The following is a 15,996-nucleotide window of genomic DNA, read 5'->3' as shown; positions in this document are numbered from 1 at the left end:
ACTGCGCCCTCGTCCACTGTTCAGTCGAATGTGAATTCGACTCCGGGACGAGGGCGAGCAGATCAGCTTGCGCTGGTGCGCTTACTGAGCGGCGAGGAAGTCATCGAGTAGTCCAAGCAGACGGGCCCGTTCATCCTCGTCCACCCAGGACACTTCCAGAGAGTTGCGCGCAAGGGTGGCGAGTTCTTCTTGCCCCAACCCGTAGTGCTCGGCCATTGACAGGTAGTTATCTGCAACATAGCCCCCAAAGTAAGCCGGATCGTCAGAGTTGAGCGTGACTTTGGCTCCGCGACGCATGAGATCAATGATCTCCGTGCCCTTCATGTCCTCGGTGACAAAACCATTGGACATGGGACAGCAGGTCAGGCCAATCCCCTTGTCGATGACAAGTTCAACGAGGCTGTCATCTTCAACAATGTTCGTACCATGGTCGAGACGCTCAGTACCCAGTTCGGTAAGCGCGCGGCGGATATTGTCAATGGATCCCACCTGGTCGATATCGCAGTGCATGGTGACGCGTAGCCCGTGTTCTTTGGCCAAAGCGAAAGCATCAGCGAACTTCTCAGGCGGATTGTCGCGTTCGTCCGAATCGAGCCCCACACCAATGAACTTATCCTTGTAGGGCAGTGCAGCTTTTAGGGTTTCGAGAGCGGACTCGGCTGACATATCGCGCAGGAAGCACAGGATGAGGTCTGCTGAAAGGCCGATCGCGCGTGCTTCGTCAACGGCGCGGTAATAGCCGTTGATCACGGTTTCAATGGCGACGCCACGGCTGGTGTGAGCCTGCGGATCAAAGAAGCATTCGGCGCGAACCACACCGTTTTGCCGGGCGCGCTCAAAGTAAGCGGCGGCCAGGTCATGGAAGTCGTCCTCGTCTTGCAAAACATTCATCGCCGGATAGTACACGGCCAGGAATGAGGACAGGTCGTTGAACTGGTATGAAGCTTGGACTTCCTCAATGGTCTTTTGTCCAATGTCGATCCCGTGCTTATTCGCAAGTGCGAGCTTGAGATCTGGTTCGAGGGTGCCTTCCAGGTGCAAGTGAAGTTCGGCTTTGGGGATGCCGCAGGCGAATTCACGGGTGACGGTTGTGGTCACGATTCCTCCATATAGTCATGTGCATGAAAGATCATGCGCGGACTCCTCGATCTTCCCATATTGCCAGCGTGCAGGAGGTCTATCCCTGCAGGTCACCACGGTGGCGTGGATATTGCAGATGACTACTCTTCGCGACCCTGGTCAGCCTCGTAGCCATTCCAATCATCGGCAAAGTCATGTCGTTAGCCAGGGTCTTGAAGGGGACGAGGGCGGGGTCAACGACGCCAGAGTTATTCATCAACGCATCGTCTCATGTTTGCGTCCCCTCCAAGCTGTGGAGGGGACGCAAGCACTGTGAACGAGATCGACTGATCTTAGGCAAGTGTGCCCATCGGATCCCATGCCGGCAGGTGACGCATATCGGCGCTCAGAGCCGGTCGCAGGTCGTCAGGAAGAGCATCAATGTGAACAACAACCTCGAAGACATACTCGGTGAACCAGTCGTCATCCATGGTGAAGAAACCTGAGTCACCGGGCTGATCACCCCAGGAATTTTCAACCCGCCAGCGCCGGCTGCGCCCGTCAGTGTCCAGGTCGACACCAGTAAAAAGCATGGCGTGATTCATCGCGGATTCGCCTGTGAGGACTCGCTGTTCCTTCGTCGTCGACAAGTCCAATCCAAACAACCCGCAGTAGTCGTGCACGCCCTCGACGTACAGTCCTTGGTCACGGTCAGCCTGTTGAGAACAATCAGCCCCGAACCACACTGGCTGGCCTGCAGCAATGGTCTGCGCCGCAATCTCTTTAATCGTTGCCATTTCAGCGTTGATATAGCGAATCTCGCGTCCTCCCACCACGTTACCCAGGTGGTCGACGGTCATCGCTTCGCCCTTGGCATGGCAGGTGCGCGGATCGTCGACAAGGCAGACGTATTGCGTGAGGTCGATGTCGACATAGCGTTCGTAGAACTCTTGCGGAGTCATCACAGGATCACGATGGAATTCGCCTTCGTCATCTTGCCATTCCCACTCAAACTCAGTAGGTGGAACGCCCAAGCTTATGGTCAGGATCCTCCACACGCCCTCGAGCACCTGTTCTTTGGCGCTTTCGACGTCCTCTGCAGGCGCACCACCTGCCACCATGTCACGCAACTCAAGGGCCGAGCGGCGCAGAAGTACTTGGAGTTGAGTATTCATCCGGTGCGTATTGGATGAGGCCTCTGTTTCTGGCATGGCCTGGATCGGCACCAGCCCGTGTTTGAGGTAAAGCGAGACTGCCATGTCCCACTGGCCGCCGTCTCCCAGAACGTCCGCGAGCAAGAATTGGAGAAGGCGCCCGTCCAGAGGTTCGTGTGCCGTATCAATGATGTCGGTGAGGAACCAGTTAGCGCGTTCGAATTTGTCCCAGAACAGAACGTAGTTTTCAGAGAACTCGAAGTTCTTTAACCCCATCTTCTTTCGGGCTGACGAACGCAGAAGATTCAGAGACGAAAAAAGCCAGCAGCGTCCCGATTTCTTCTGCCAGGTGACTTTCCAGTCATCAATCCGATGAGAGACAACTGGAGGATTGGCGATAACTTTCGCCCGATCTAAGCTCACCGAATCAATTCCGCTGGTGGTCACCGCATTGCGCGCAATATGGGCAGCAGTGTCCGTAGCAGTCTCACGCATCCGCTCAATCAGGGCCTGATCGATTACGCCAGCGGATCGGCTTTTCACCATTTCCCGCTCTTCCTTTCATCGGATCATCAACGAAGCATCTGGCTGTGTGCCCGATGCACTCGCACAGGCTACTCGTCGTCATCGCTGACCTCAACGCTGGTGCCGTAGAATCTGATCGGAGCAACGCCGCTCCAATTTTGCGAAAGTGAGGACCATCGTGACTGCACGCACTGCTTCGGGCACCGAAATTGTTTTATATTCGGGAGATTATCAAGCTCGAATTGTCACAGTCGGCGCAGGATTGGCGTCGCTGACCTTGGATGGTCACGATCTCATCATTGGCCATCGCGCCGATGAGATTCCTCAGGGCTACCTCGGCAAAACACTCATGCCGTGGCCAAACCGTATCGCCCACTCCAGCTACACGTGGGAAGGCGTCGAATACCAGCTCCCCATCAACGAACCATCCACCGGAGCAGCCCTCCACGGCCTCGTCGTGTGGCAGGACTGGTCAATCATTCACTCAGATCTGGACTCAGCCACGCTGGGCACCACGATTGCTCCTCAGCCGGGATACCCGTGGCCCCTGGACGTATGGGTGACATACGCGTTGGACGCTAAGCGTGGGCTCAGCGTCACTCTCACCGCTAAGAATGTGGGAAGTGGTCCTGCTCCCTATGGGGTCTCCCTGCACCCATACCTAACGGTAGACCTGGCACCCACAGACAGCTACGAGCTCACTGCTCCCGTGGCAACCGTCCTCTTGACCGATGAAAAGCTCAACCCTGCGGGCTTGGAACCCAGCGCAGATCATGGCTTTGATTTCACCGAAACTCGGGTTGTGGGGTCCACGCAGATCGACAACGCGTTCACCGATCTTCCAGAGGGCGAGTGGACTGTCACCCTGCGTGACCCGTCCACTGGAATTTCCTCTTCTCTGACTTCTAACTGCCGTTGGGTTCAGCTCTTCACCGCCGACAACATTGGCCGTACCGGCGTAGCTGTCGAGCCTATGACCTGCCCGCCCAACGCTTTCAACACAGGCGAGGATGTCATTGTGTTGGCTCCCGAAGAAGAACACACCATGACCTTTACGATCAGCGGTCAGATCCCCCAGGCATAACCAGACATCCCAGAGATATCTATAGGTGACCTGCGGTCTCATGGCCGCAGGCCAACAGCATCAAAACGATTGGTTATAGGCGGCTGGCTGCCGCACTGACAAGAGTGACAGCCACTGCACCAGCAGTGGAGGAACGCAGCACGTTGCGTCCCAAACCGACCAGGTGTGCACCCGCTGCCTCTAGTGCGGCAGTTTCATCAGGATCAATACCTCCCTCGGGCCCAACGACAACCACGCACGCATTTCCCACCGCACAAGAGGCTGTGCGTTCATGATCCGGTCCGTGGTTAAGAATGCGTTCGGTCAGAGGCATAGTCGCTTCTTCGTGGCAGACAAAGGCTGCGCCGCCCTCGTTGACGATTGCCTGAACGAGGGCGACCAGTTTCTTTGAATCCACCACCTCATGTACCTCAGGTACTGTGCTCCTGCGCGACTGTTTGGCTGCTGCACGCACAACCGATTCCCATTTGGCATGCCCTTTGGCGGCTTTGGGACCTGTCCATCTGACGATCGCACGATTCGACTGCCAGGGCACCACTTCGTCAACACCAAGCTCCGTGCACGTCTCAACAGCCTGTTCGTCTCTACCGCCCTTAGCCAGAGCTTGAACGAGGACGATGCGTGGAGTAACGCCGGCCTCCTCCATGCGTTCTACGACCGTAAGGATGAGCCCCTGTTTCGATGATGCTTCGACGAGGCAGCGTAGGCGTAGCCCCCGCCCATCAACGATGTCGATGCTCTCGCCCGCCTCGATCCGACGGACGGTTGCGGCGTGGCGCCCCTCCTGGCCGCCCAACTCAACACGGTCACCAATCTGGACCTGGGCTGAGGAGGGGCTCAGGTCATCACTGAAGAAAACGGGGCGAGTCATTAGCCACCAAAGGTGTCACGGAGTCGATCAAAGAACCCCTTGTCCTGGCGATGCGGTTCAAAACGGACCTCTTGGCGAAGCGCCGCCAACTCCTCGAGAAGTTCACGCGATTTTGCGTCGAGCTTCTTAGGAATCTCCACGTCAATATGGACGTGCAAGTCTCCCCTACCTTGGCGTTGGAGGCGCCCCACGCCCAGGTCGTCCAGAACAATATCGTCGTGGGGCTGAGTACCAGCTTTAATCGTCAAAGTCTTCTTGCCGTCGAGAGTATCGAGCTCGAATTCAGTGCCCAACGCGGCCGTGGTCATTGGGATCGTGATCCACGTATGCAGATCATCGCCTCGCCGATCAAAAATCGGGTGTTTCTTTTCGCGGATCAGCAGGTAGAGGTCGCCGTTGGGGCCGCCCCCTTCACCAACCTCAGCCTGACCGGTTGCTCGGATCTGGGTACCTTCATCCGCACCGGCTGGAATATCAACTGTAATGGTGCGACTGGTACGCACTCGACCTTTACCCGCACACTCCGAACAGGGATTCGGGATGGTCGTGCCAAAGCCCTGACATGCTGCGCACGGGGACTGCGTCTGCATGCGTCCAAAGAGCGTGGACTGGACACGAGTGATGAAACCCGAACCCGAACATGTCGAACAGGTGACGGGTTGGGTACCCGGCTGGCACATATCGCCGCCACAGGTCTCACACGTGGCATAGGTCGTGTACTTGACGTCTTTCTTCGCTCCGAAGGTTGCCTCCTCAAGGGTGATGTCGACAGCGACTCGTTGGTCTTTACCTCGCTTGACCCGCGAGGCCTGGCCTGCGCCTCCACCCGAGAATCCTGTGGAGAAGCCACCGCCAAACATGGCATCGAAAATATCCCCGAAGCCGCCTGCACCAAATGGTGAGCCTGCGCCGGCTCCTCCTCGCAGAGCTTCCGGGCCACCAATGTCATACATCTGGCGTTTCTCCGGATCTGACAGGGTTTCGTATGCCACTGAAAGCTCTTTGAAAGCCTCTTCTGAATCGGGGCCAGCGTAGTCGGGATGAAGCAGCCGAGCCTTCTTACGGTAGGCCTTTTTGATCTCTTCTTGGCTAGCATCCCGGGCCACGCCCAGGATCTCGTAGTAATCGTTCACTCGGTCGGCTTCCTCATCGGGTTGAAACAGTGTGATGGTCTCATGGTGGCTTAGTGATCTGCCTCAGCGGGTCAAATATCTGGATAGATAGGAGGAGATGGCTCGCACCGACGACATTGTCCGCGAGTAGTCCATTCGGGTCGGGCCAATGATTCCAAGATGCGCGGCGGGCCCCTCCTGAGCGTCAGAAACGCGGTAGGTGCCGGTAATAATTGAGGCTTCGGAAAGCCCATCGTGGGTGTTCTCGGTGCCAATTGAGACATGCAGGTCCTGGTCGGTGTCGAGTTCGGCGAAAAGCCTCATGAGGACCACTTGTTCTTCAAGAGCATCCAGGACAGGAGCAATATCGCGAAAATCGACGGCGCCTCGCGCAAGGTTCGAAATTCCGGCCATCATGATGCGCGATTCAGCCGCTGGTGTCATGAGGTCAATGATGGCACTGCGGATCATTTCTGCGGCTGGGCGCACGTTCGCAGGAGTGGCTTCAACAACCGCTTCGAGAGGCTCTACCATCGCGCGAGAGTTCTTTGATTCGGCTGCTTCATTGAAGCGAGCCCGCATGTCTGAGATGGTTACTTCATCCAATTCGCAGCCCGGCTCCAGAGTGCGTTCTTGAACGCGACCAGCGTCCGTAATGACAATAACGAGGAGGCGTCCGAGCCCAAGATCTACCAGTTCAGCCCTGCGGAGGGTCTGGTTTTCTAGAGTCGGATATTCGACAACGGCGACTTGGCGAGTTACCTGGGCTAGAAGTCGCACCGTGCCAGCCACGACCTCGTCAATGTCGGTGCTTTGAGACAGGAACTTCTCCACGGCCTGGCGTTCCGGAGCACTCATGGGTTTGAAGGCGGCCAGGCGGTCAACAAATACGCGGTAGCCCTTGTCCGTGGGGACGCGTCCGGCACTGGTATGGGGTTGGTAGATCAATCCAGCTTCTTCGAGGACGGCCATGTCGTTGCGTATTGTCGCCGACGAGACTCCGAGGTCATGAGTTTGGGCGATGACTTTGGAGCCCACGGGTTCGCGGGTGTGGACGTATTCGGTGACGATTGCTCGCAGCACGTCAAGCCTGCGCTCTTCACTCATGTCCACTCTCCCTTCCCTCATTCAGCAGCTTGCGTGGCGTTGGCACTCGGTGTTCCTGAGTGCCAATCTTACTCCGAGGCCTCGACGACTTCCTGTTCGCTTAGGGTGATTCAGATCAGCCATGGCCTCCACCAACTCCCCTGCTGCCAAGTCACTCGGTTCCCACAGCGGTCACAAAGTCAATGAGTTCCTCCACTCGCCCCAGGAGGGCTGGCTCGAGGTCACGGTAGTTACGCACAGTGGACAGAATTCGTTTCCATCCCATTGCAATATCTGTCTGGTTAGCGTGAGGCCAGCCCAACGCCTGAAGTGTGCCAACCTTAATATCAGTGCCGCGTGGGATATTCGGCCACCTATGAAGGCCGACACGCTCAGGCTTCACTGCCTGCCACACATCCACGTACGGGTGGCCTAACACCAAGACAGAGTCACCCCAGCGGCGCATCACTGCCTCGGCAATCCGGTACTCTTTCGAACCCGACACCATGTGGTCGACGAGGATTCCCGCGCGCCGCGTGGTTGATGGGCCGTAGATCTGAAGGATTTCTTCAAGGTTGTCTACACCCTCGAGCAGTTGGACAACAACTCCTTCTCCTGCCAGATCGTCACCCCACACATGCTGAATGAGCTCTGCGTCGTGACGCCCCTCGACCCAGATGCGGGAGGCTCGGGCAACGCGAGCACCACGTTCGGGGGCGGCAATGGAGCCGGAGTTCGTCACCACGCGCCCTCCAGGAGTCGTCATAGTCGAGGACGTTCGCCCTCGTGCCAAGGTGGGGTCATCTGCGCCAGGTTTCGGAGGAAGCGCCTCAATGGGCCGTCCTTCCAGCCAAAAGCCGCCACCAAGGGGGAAAGAGCGGACTCGGCCTCGTCGATCCTCCAACTCGACCAGGTACACACCACCCGACTTTTCTACGCGGGTCACAGCGCCCACCCACCCCGTCCCCACGTCTTCTAGAACCATTCCGATCTGGATATGGACCTGGGTGGAACGAGGCCGCCTCGCATTGGGACCGTCGCGGTGCGGATCAGACTCGAAGATATTGGTCCCATAGGGATCGAAAGAAGGGCTTACAGTCACCCGCACACTCTATGGCGCTTTGACGCATGCCATCACCGGCGAAACGCCGTCGGCCCGGCCCTCGTAAAAAGAGGACCGGGCCGACGGCCTTGCGTGATGAGGTTACTTCTTCGAAGCACCGTCCTTGCGCATCTTCGAGTACAAGAAGCCCACGATCGCTGCGAAGAGCAGGACGCCGATCCACTGCGCGGCAGTTGCAAAGGAATCAGGGACCACAGCAAGAGGTTCGTCGGAACCGGAGAAGCCCACGATGCCCGCATAGATGACTCCCCACAGGGATTCGCCGACGATCAAACCTGTAGCAATCAGCGTGCCCATCCGCTTAGCTTTCTCTGGGTCAGCCTGCTTGGAAGCCCACTTGTCGTGGATCATGCCCAGCAGCGCACCGATCGGAACCATGATGGTCACCGACATCGGCAGATACATACCCATGCCGACCGCCAGTCCCGGCAGAGACAGGTTCTTGGTGGTGTGAGTGAGGATCTCGTTGATGATCACCACGACAATGCCAATGATCGCGCCAATACCGATGAGCTTCCAGTTGAGGTCACCACCGAACACTCCCTTGATGAGGTCGGAAATCAGCGAGGCCTGCGGTGCTGCTAGGGCTTTTTCTCCTGCGCCGGGAGCACCGACAAAACCGAAAGCCGTGTGCATGAGGTCAAGGACCGGCGGAATAATGACGGAACCAAAGACCACGCCGATGACGAGCGCCACCTGCTGGCGCCACGGTGTCGCGCCCACGAGTTGGCCGGTCTTGAGGTCCTGGAGGTTGTCATTGGAAATAGTGGCAATGCCGAAGACAATGGCCGCCGTGAACAATGTGTAAGCAACCATGGTGGTGAGCTGGTCGCCGGTGATAGCTCCGTGAACCACCTTGACCACTAGGGCCGCGGAGATGGCAACAATAATGCCTACGCCTGAAATCGGAGAGTTTGAGGCGCCAATGAGGCCTGCCATGTAACCGCAGACCGATGCCACTGCCAGGCCGGTCAATAGGATGAAGAGGATCGAGATAATGACGAGCCCCACCCAGCCGTGAGCCAAGGGAGTGTCTTTAAGGAAAAGCCATAGCAGCAATCCGATGGGCAGCATCGACGCCAGGGTGATGCCAATGACGACCTTTCCTGACAGGTCCTGTTCGGTTAGCGGAACGGTTTCACCTGCGGCGCGCTTGGAGGTCGAAGCCAAGGAATCGCGGATGCCTCCAATGATGGGGCCGATGAGTTTGAGCAGCGTCCATACAGCTGCCACCGCGATAGCGCCTGCGCCGATGAGTCGAACCTCTTGAGAGAAGGTCGAAGAGACGACATCAGCGAACTTTGCCGGGTCATTGATACCTTCTGCATTCGAGCTCAGGATCGGCAACAGTACACCGTAGGAAATGAGCAGGCCAATGATCATAGCGACGCCGACGCCGATTCCAACCAGGTGGCCGATGCCAATCAGAGCCAGGGAGAGGGATCCAGCAAAGAGGGAGCCGCCCGCTCCGACTTTGAAGACGCCTGAAACCTGGGTGGCGACCACTTTCATCGAGCCGAGCAAGGCAAATCCTGCTGAGCACAGCGAGCCCCACAGGATTGCCACCAGACCACGGTGGGATTCTTCTTGGCCTTCAGCCGAGTCTCCGACCTTGAGCACCTCGGCGGCTGCGACGCCTTCGGGGTAGGGCAGGGTGGAGTGGGTGACGAGGGCGCGACGCAGGGGGATGGAGTACATGACGCCCAGAATGCCGCCCAGGGCGATGACGAAGACCGACTGCCAGTAAGGGAATCCGTCTTTCCAGTACCCGACCATGACGAGGCCGGGCAGAACAAAGATAATGGCTGACAGAGTTCCTGCCGCCGAAGCGATTGTCTGGACGATGTTGTTTTCTTGGATCGTGTGACCCTTGAAGTTACGCAGGATGGCCATTGAGATGACCGCTGCGGGAATCGAAGTCGCGAAGGTCAGGCCGGCCTTGAGTCCCAGATAGACATTCGCCGCAGTGAAGACGACGGTGATGAGGCCACCGATGATGACGCCGCGTAACGTCATCTCAGTGACTGTCCTTTGAGCGGATACTTTTTCAGTAGACATGAAAAAATTCTCTCTGTCATGGGATGTGCAAGAAAAAGCTACCACCCCAGAAAAACGATCGATCCCAGACAATGGAGAAAATGATGTCTAGCACACAAATTTTAAGAGAACGTAACATCCAATCCGCCGCCTCGCTCAGCCACCCTCGAGTTATGCCTCCGTCAATGAAAATTGCCATTGTGACCTGCATGGATGCCCGAATTGACGTGTACTACGCCCTAGGCCTACACCCGGGTGAAGCCCATGTCATTCGCAACGCCGGCGGGGTCATCAGTGACGACGTCTTACGCTCCTTGGCAGTGAGCCAAAGAAAGCTCGGAACCGAAGAAATTCTGGTCATCCACCACAGCGACTGCGGCATGCTCACCTTCACCGATGAAGTATTGGAACAAGAAATCGTGAGCGAGACGGGCCACACTCCCACGTGGACGGCCCACACGTTCACCGATCTTGCCCAGGACGTGCGTGACGGAGTTAAAAAAATCCGCAACGCCCCAGAGCTCATCCATAAAGATCGGGTCTCGGGCTACATCCTCGACGTGGAAACCTACGAGTTAACTCCTGTCACCAACTAATCCCCAGCACAGATCGCAGCCGTGCTCCTGTCATTCAATTGATGACGGGAGCGCGGCCTCGTTCAAAATCCCATTAGCTTGCCGGTCACCCGATCAGCAAGTAGACGCCCTCGCAACGTCAGAATCACCCTGCCACGGCGCAATGATGCCTCTTCGATTAAACCGTCGGCAACGAGTTCATCGACTGTGTCGGGACAAACCGCATCCCCGATAGCAACCCCCTCAGCGGTGCGAATATTGAGCAGAACCGTTTCGAGGCTGCGCGTATCCGCGTCTAAAACTTCGCCTGCAGACGCTGGGCTTGCACCGCCAGACACCCGGCCTGCGTATGCCAATGGATGTTTGGCATTCCACCAGCGGTAACGCCCAATGTGGGAGTGGGCACCAGGGCCCAAACCCCACCAATCCCAGTCGTGCCAGTAGGCCAGATTATGGCGCGACGCGTGGCGTAACTGAGCGGCCGGAATATCAGCTTCGTCCTCGTCGACGCGTGCAAAGTTCGAGATTTCGTACCAGCGGTAGCCGGCCTCTGCCAAGACGTCATCGGCGATCTCATACTTGGCAGCCTCGTCATCTGGCTCCGGTGTCGGCAATTCACCTCGACTCACCTGCCCCCACATCTTGGTCCCTTCCTCAATGACGAGGGCGTAGGCGCTGATGTGGTCGGGATTCATCTCCAGAGCCGATTCCAAAGACCGGCGCCAATCTGACAGAGTTTCACCTGGAGTTCCGTAGATGAGATCCACCGAAACGTCTAGTCCCACAGCCCGAGCAGCATCAACAACTTCGGGAACCTTACGCGGATCATGGGTCCGATCAAGGGTGCGCAAAACGTGCGGTACAGCCGACTGCATTCCAAAGGAAATCCTGGTAAATCCGGCGTCCGCAAGGGCCTGAAGGGTCCGATGGTCGACCGTGTCCGGATTTGCTTCGGTAGTGATCTCGGCGCCCTCGGCAATACCGAAACTATCGCGCAATCCAGCAAGGATGGCGCCTAACTCGCCGGCGTCAAGCATAGTGGGTGTGCCTCCGCCGAAGAACACGGTCGAAGCAGGACGTGCTGGCATCCCTGCTCGCTCCAAGATAGACGTCGCCAAATTTGCTTCGGTTAGCACCGAGGACGCGTAGGCTCCAGGCTCAGCTCCCGGACCAAAACCCGTGGTGTAGGTGTTGAAGTCGCAGTAGCCGCATCTCACGCGGCAAAAGGGAACGTGGACGTACAGGCTCAGTGGACGGTCAGATTCGCTTTCAACGAGGACAGGGTCGACAGATCCGTCAGCTGGCCAGGCAATTCCGTCGGGTTGGGATGGGCTCATGCTCCCTCCTCGGTTAGATCAATACGGCCTCGGGCTGCGATTTGCGAGGACACGGTCATCACGAGGAGGGACACAATGAGCGTCAGGAGAGGAGCCATCCAAGTGCCGCTTCGCGAATACAGCCACCCCACAAAGATCGGTCCGACGGCTGCGATGAGATAACCGACGGACTGAACGAACGCCACTACGCGCCGATTAATGTCGATGGTCTGGGAATGTTCGATCACCAAAGTGAAAAGAGCAGTAAAGAGCGCTCCATGTCCCATCCCACAGCACAGGGAGCACAATGGCCACAAGGTCGGCGCCAGGAGAAGACCAATCGGCATCGCCAACCACAGGGCAGATACCGCAAGGAGCACCGTCGCAGTCGAACATCCGAAGCTGCGCCGCATGAACGGCGGAAGCAGCGATCCAATAATGCCCGTGACGTGGAAAACGGTGGCAGCAAGGCCCGCGTCCGTTTCAGTCATTGAACGCAGGTCTGCCAGCATCGTGGGCAGCCATGAGGCGAAGGAATAGTAGACGAAAGTGTGACCGCCAAAGGCCGCTGCCAGAGCCAAAGCCGTCCGCATTTTCCACACAGGCTGACGTTTGACGGCAGGTGCTGAGGTCGACAACGCTTTGTCGTTTGACTGCGTTACGTCACTCTTCGGTGGCCGCCGCGGTGGGAACACCTTGATCCACGCAGCGGTCATCAGGAGTGTTGGCGCCAGTGACCATGCCAGCGTGGCTCCTTTCCAGCCAATTGCCTGAGCGGTTGGGACAGCAACCCCCGTCACCACTGTCACACCAATATTGGACGCAACCGTGTATAGCCCAGTCATGAGCGCTGCCCTCGTGGCAAAGTCGCGTCCAATAATCATCGGGATCACAACATTGGCGATGGCTGTGCCTAAACCCATGATGATGGTGCCTGCAAAGAGCATCCAAACTGACGAGCTTGACCTGATGATCGCCCCGACAACCAGCAGAACCAAAAAGACCAGAGCCGAAGTATTAGGTCCGAGGCGTTTCACCCACGCCGACCCGAGCGGCGTCAAAAAGCCAAAGCAGAGGACAGGAACGGCAGTCAAAGCGCCTAGCGCGACCTCGTCCATTGCCAGGTCGTCGCCGATTCTGGTCAGCAGAGGCGGGACGATATTGAGGGGCGCGCGGACCAATAGGCACAAGCACAGCAAAATTGTCGCTGCAACCAGGGTTCGCCAAGCGTCCCACTGGCCTGACGCTCTGCGTTGCCCTTGCCCGTCAGGCATCAGTACACGAAGTTTCGCCGTCGCCTCGCGGCAAACGCACGCCGACAATGTCGTGAGCTACGCGTCCGGCATCAATCCCACGGGTTTCAAAGTGCGTGACAATGCGGCCGTCAAAGCGGGGGGCAAAACCTCCGCGCTCTGGCTGGGGATCAGCCGGGTCTGGGCGTTCACCCTCGTACGGATTCGCTAGAAGGTCGCAGCCCTCAATGACATCACGCATCTGCCAAGCGTAGTCATCCCAATCCGTTGCAAGTCGCCACACTCCCCCGTCGACCAGGAGCCTGGAGATCTCACGTGCAAACGCATCCGATACGAGGCGCCGCTTGCGGTGACGCGCCTTGCGCCATGGGTCCGGGAAGAATGTCCACACCTCATCAAGGCAGGCTTCGTCGAGGATCACAGGCAACGCTTGGGCAGCGTCGGCTTCTAGGACGCGCACATTCGTCACTCCCGCGGCTACCGCTTTGGACATGAGCTTGGCAATTCCTGGGACCCATACTTCCAGAGCGAGGTAATCGCGTTCCGGGTGACGCGCTGCCGCAGAAACGATCTGTTCTCCCGTTCCCGAGCCAATCTCGAGGGTGACAGGAGCTTTGCGACCGAAGACCTCTTGTAGGTTCAGATGAAAATCCTCAGCCACCGTCGTGTAGCCCAACCCCCGTTCGGGTTCAATGAGGTAAACGTGAGACCACTGGTTCCAGGTACGTTGCAAGTTGGGCGGCAGATCGCGTGAACGACGAGTAAAGGACTTTGTGCGCGCCATAAAGATTTGGCCTTCTCCGGCTTCACCCGGTCGCAAAGTCCGTCGCGATCCTGCCACGCTAGGTCGATCAACCATGACAGCCGATCATTTCTTGCCTGTAGGAACGTCCGAGGTCAAAGCAGCAATGAAGGCCTCTTGCGGGACGTCAACTCGCCCAATGGACTTCATACGCTTCTTGCCCTCTTTCTGCTTCTCCAAGAGTTTGCGCTTACGAGTAATGTCACCGCCGTAGCACTTGGCCAGCATGTCTTTACGCAGTGCCTTAATGGTTTCACGGGCAATGATGCGCGCCCCAACCGCAGCCTGGACTGGGATCTCGAACTGCTGACGAGGAATTAACTCTTTGAGTCGTTTAGTCATCCGCACGCCGTAGGAGTACGCCTGATCCTTGTGAACAATCGCCGAGAACGCATCGACTCGATCGCCGTTGAGAAGAATATCGACCTTGACGAGGTCGGCCACCTGTTCGCCGGACTCCTGGTAATCCAAGGAGGCATATCCGCGAGTGCGGGATTTGAGTTGGTCGAAGAAGTCGAAAACGATCTCGGCCAACGGCAGTTCGTAATGCAACTCGACTCGTTCTTCGGACAGGTAATCCATGCCCTTCATGGTGCCGCGCCGTTCTTGGCACAGTTCCATGATGGTGCCGGTGAAATCGGTCGGTGTCAGGATTGTGGCGTTAACGGTGGGTTCGTGAACCTCTTGGATTTTGCCTTCCGGGAACTCAGACGGGTTATCCACCGTGACCTCGGATCCGTCTTCCTTGACTACCGTGTAGACGACGTTCGGCGCGGTGGCAATCAGGTCAAGGTTGAATTCGCGTTCGAGGCGTTCACGAATGATCTCTAGGTGCAACAAACCAAGGAAGCCGCAGCGGAAACCAAAGCCCAGCGCTGCCGATGACTCGGGCTCATAGGTCAGTGCGGCGTCATTGAGTTGGAGGCGTTCTAGAGCATCACGCAGAACCGGGAAATCGGTGCCATCAACTGGGTAAATACCGGAGAACACCATTGGCTTGGCTTCCTGGTATCCAGCAAGAGGAGTGGTGGCGCCGCGTACCTGCGAGGTGACGGTGTCGCCCACCTTGGACTGGCGAACATCTTTCACACCGGTGATGAGGTAACCGACCTCTCCAGCGCCAATACCCTCAGAGGGAGTGGGCTCAGGTGAGATCACACCAATTTCGAGCAGTTCGTGGGTGGCACCAGTCGACATCATTTTGACGCGCTGGCGGGTTGTCAAGCGCCCGTCGATGACACGCACATAGGTGACCACGCCACGATAGGTGTCATAGACGGAGTCGAAGATCATGGCGCGGGTGGCTGCGTCGGCCTCGCCCTCGGGCGAGGGAACTAACTCGACGATTCTGTCGAGCAACTCAGCCACGCCCTCACCGGTCTTACCCGACACCTTAAGGACTTCGTCTTCTTCGCAGCCAATGAGCTGGGCGACCTCGTGAGCGTACTTTTCCGGTTGAGCACCGGGCAGGTCAATCTTGTTGAGCACGGGAATAATGACGAGGTCATTTTCCATCGCCAGGTAGAGGTTGGCCAATGTTTGGGCCTCAATACCCTGCGCGGCGTCAATAAGGAGGACCGCGCCTTCACATGCGGCCAGAGACCTGGACACCTCGTAGGTGAAGTCAACGTGGCCCGGGGTGTCAATCATGTTGAGCGCATAGGGCTGATCGTCAACAGCCCAGGGCATGCGCACAGCCTGGGACTTAATGGTGATTCCACGCTCGCGCTCAATATCCATGCGGTCTAGGTATTGGTCGCGCATTTCGCGCTGCTCAACAACGCCGGTGAGCTGGAGCATCCTGTCGGCGAGGGTGGATTTCCCATGGTCGATGTGCGCAATGATGCAGAAATTGCGGATGCGGGTCTGCTCCGTATGAGCGGGGCGGATCAGCGCGTCTTGCGCCGACGTGGGTATGGACACGAATACCTCCAACGAATGGTCGTGTCCAATCGTCCCATTGTTCGGCGGGGTTTCGCCAATTACAGCACTGACGGGT

Annotated in this window: 14 protein-coding genes; 2 read left to right on the top strand and 12 right to left on the bottom strand. The window is 57.6% G+C overall.

Going from position 1 to position 15,996, the window contains the following annotated elements; translation table 11 throughout:
* Positions 1 to 81 precede the first annotated feature (81 nt).
* From add to G439_RS0105980, 3 genes are all read right to left on the bottom strand, one after another.
* Positions 82 to 1,098 (bottom strand): adenosine deaminase, encoded by a 1,017-nt coding sequence (add, locus tag G439_RS0105990; protein ID WP_022868280.1) that lies wholly within the window; start codon positions 1,096 to 1,098, stop codon positions 82 to 84.
* A gap of 79 nt (positions 1,099 to 1,177) precedes the next feature.
* On the bottom strand, positions 1,178 to 1,336 hold the full coding sequence (locus G439_RS12620; RefSeq protein WP_022868279.1) for a hypothetical protein: 159 nt from the start codon (positions 1,334 to 1,336) through the stop codon (positions 1,178 to 1,180).
* Between the two features lie 76 nt (positions 1,337 to 1,412).
* Positions 1,413 to 2,708 carry a C1 family peptidase gene (locus tag G439_RS0105980; RefSeq protein WP_040434785.1) on the bottom strand — a complete coding sequence of 432 codons (1,296 nt, stop codon included), beginning with the start codon at positions 2,706 to 2,708 and terminating at the stop codon, positions 1,413 to 1,415.
* A 208-nt stretch (positions 2,709 to 2,916) separates the two neighbouring features.
* On the opposite strand from G439_RS0105980, the gene G439_RS0105975 reads away from it, so the two are divergent.
* Positions 2,917 to 3,822: an aldose-1-epimerase gene (locus G439_RS0105975; protein WP_022868277.1), complete on the top strand. Its 906-nt coding sequence runs from the start codon at positions 2,917 to 2,919 to the stop codon at positions 3,820 to 3,822.
* A 73-nt stretch (positions 3,823 to 3,895) separates the two neighbouring features.
* Here the strand turns inward: G439_RS0105975 and G439_RS0105970 are convergent, their stop codons facing one another.
* The 5 genes from G439_RS0105970 to G439_RS0105950 form a co-directional block, all read right to left on the bottom strand.
* Positions 3,896 to 4,693, bottom strand: a complete 798-nt coding sequence (locus G439_RS0105970; protein WP_022868276.1) for a 16S rRNA (uracil(1498)-N(3))-methyltransferase — start codon at positions 4,691 to 4,693, stop codon at positions 3,896 to 3,898.
* The gene (gene dnaJ / locus G439_RS0105965; RefSeq protein WP_022868275.1) at positions 4,693 to 5,826 is read right to left on the bottom strand and encodes a molecular chaperone DnaJ; all 1,134 of its coding nucleotides are present in this window, start codon (positions 5,824 to 5,826) and stop codon (positions 4,693 to 4,695) included. Before dnaJ ends, G439_RS0105970 begins: the two co-directional genes overlap by 1 nt.
* Before the next feature lie 63 nt (positions 5,827 to 5,889).
* A complete protein-coding gene (hrcA, locus tag G439_RS0105960) occupies positions 5,890 to 6,912 on the bottom strand; it encodes a heat-inducible transcriptional repressor HrcA (protein WP_026459448.1) in 1,023 nt (340 codons plus the stop codon).
* A 151-nt stretch (positions 6,913 to 7,063) separates the two neighbouring features.
* Positions 7,064 to 7,993 (bottom strand): DUF3097 family protein, encoded by a 930-nt coding sequence (locus tag G439_RS0105955; RefSeq protein WP_022868273.1) that lies wholly within the window; start codon positions 7,991 to 7,993, stop codon positions 7,064 to 7,066.
* Positions 7,994 to 8,095: 102 nt separating this feature from the next.
* Entirely contained in the window at positions 8,096 to 10,072 is a 1,977-nt protein-coding gene (locus G439_RS0105950; protein WP_022868272.1) for an OPT family oligopeptide transporter, read from the bottom strand.
* 152 nt (positions 10,073 to 10,224) lie between these two features.
* Here G439_RS0105950 and G439_RS0105945 point away from each other — a divergent pair, with 152 nt between their 5' ends.
* Complete coding sequence (locus tag G439_RS0105945; RefSeq protein WP_243442554.1) at positions 10,225 to 10,647, top strand: beta-class carbonic anhydrase; 423 nt, start codon at positions 10,225 to 10,227, stop codon at positions 10,645 to 10,647.
* 62 nt (positions 10,648 to 10,709) lie between these two features.
* On the opposite strand, the gene hemW is transcribed toward G439_RS0105945, so the two are convergent.
* Genes hemW through lepA form a run of 4 tightly spaced genes read right to left on the bottom strand, consistent with a single transcriptional unit; the run spans position 10,710 to position 15,920 of the window.
* Positions 10,710 to 11,963, bottom strand: a complete 1,254-nt coding sequence (gene hemW, locus G439_RS0105940; RefSeq protein WP_022868270.1) for a radical SAM family heme chaperone HemW — start codon at positions 11,961 to 11,963, stop codon at positions 10,710 to 10,712.
* The gene (locus G439_RS11350; protein WP_022868269.1) at positions 11,960 to 13,216 is read right to left on the bottom strand and encodes an MFS transporter; all 1,257 of its coding nucleotides are present in this window, start codon (positions 13,214 to 13,216) and stop codon (positions 11,960 to 11,962) included. Before G439_RS11350 ends, hemW begins: the two co-directional genes overlap by 4 nt.
* The gene (gene trmB / locus G439_RS0105930; RefSeq protein ID WP_022868268.1) at positions 13,209 to 14,054 is read right to left on the bottom strand and encodes a tRNA (guanosine(46)-N7)-methyltransferase TrmB; all 846 of its coding nucleotides are present in this window, start codon (positions 14,052 to 14,054) and stop codon (positions 13,209 to 13,211) included. Before trmB ends, G439_RS11350 begins: the two co-directional genes overlap by 8 nt.
* 9 nt (positions 14,055 to 14,063) lie before the next feature.
* Positions 14,064 to 15,920 carry a translation elongation factor 4 gene (gene lepA, locus G439_RS0105925; RefSeq protein ID WP_022868267.1) on the bottom strand — a complete coding sequence of 619 codons (1,857 nt, stop codon included), beginning with the start codon at positions 15,918 to 15,920 and terminating at the stop codon, positions 14,064 to 14,066.
* Positions 15,921 to 15,996 lie beyond the last annotated feature (76 nt).

Origin of the sequence: Schaalia vaccimaxillae DSM 15804, from assembly GCF_000420425.1 — a bacterium.
In the GTDB taxonomy this organism is placed as follows: domain Bacteria; phylum Actinomycetota; class Actinomycetes; order Actinomycetales; family Actinomycetaceae; genus Pauljensenia; species Pauljensenia vaccimaxillae.
This window is presented reverse-complemented; position numbering and strand designations above follow the sequence as displayed.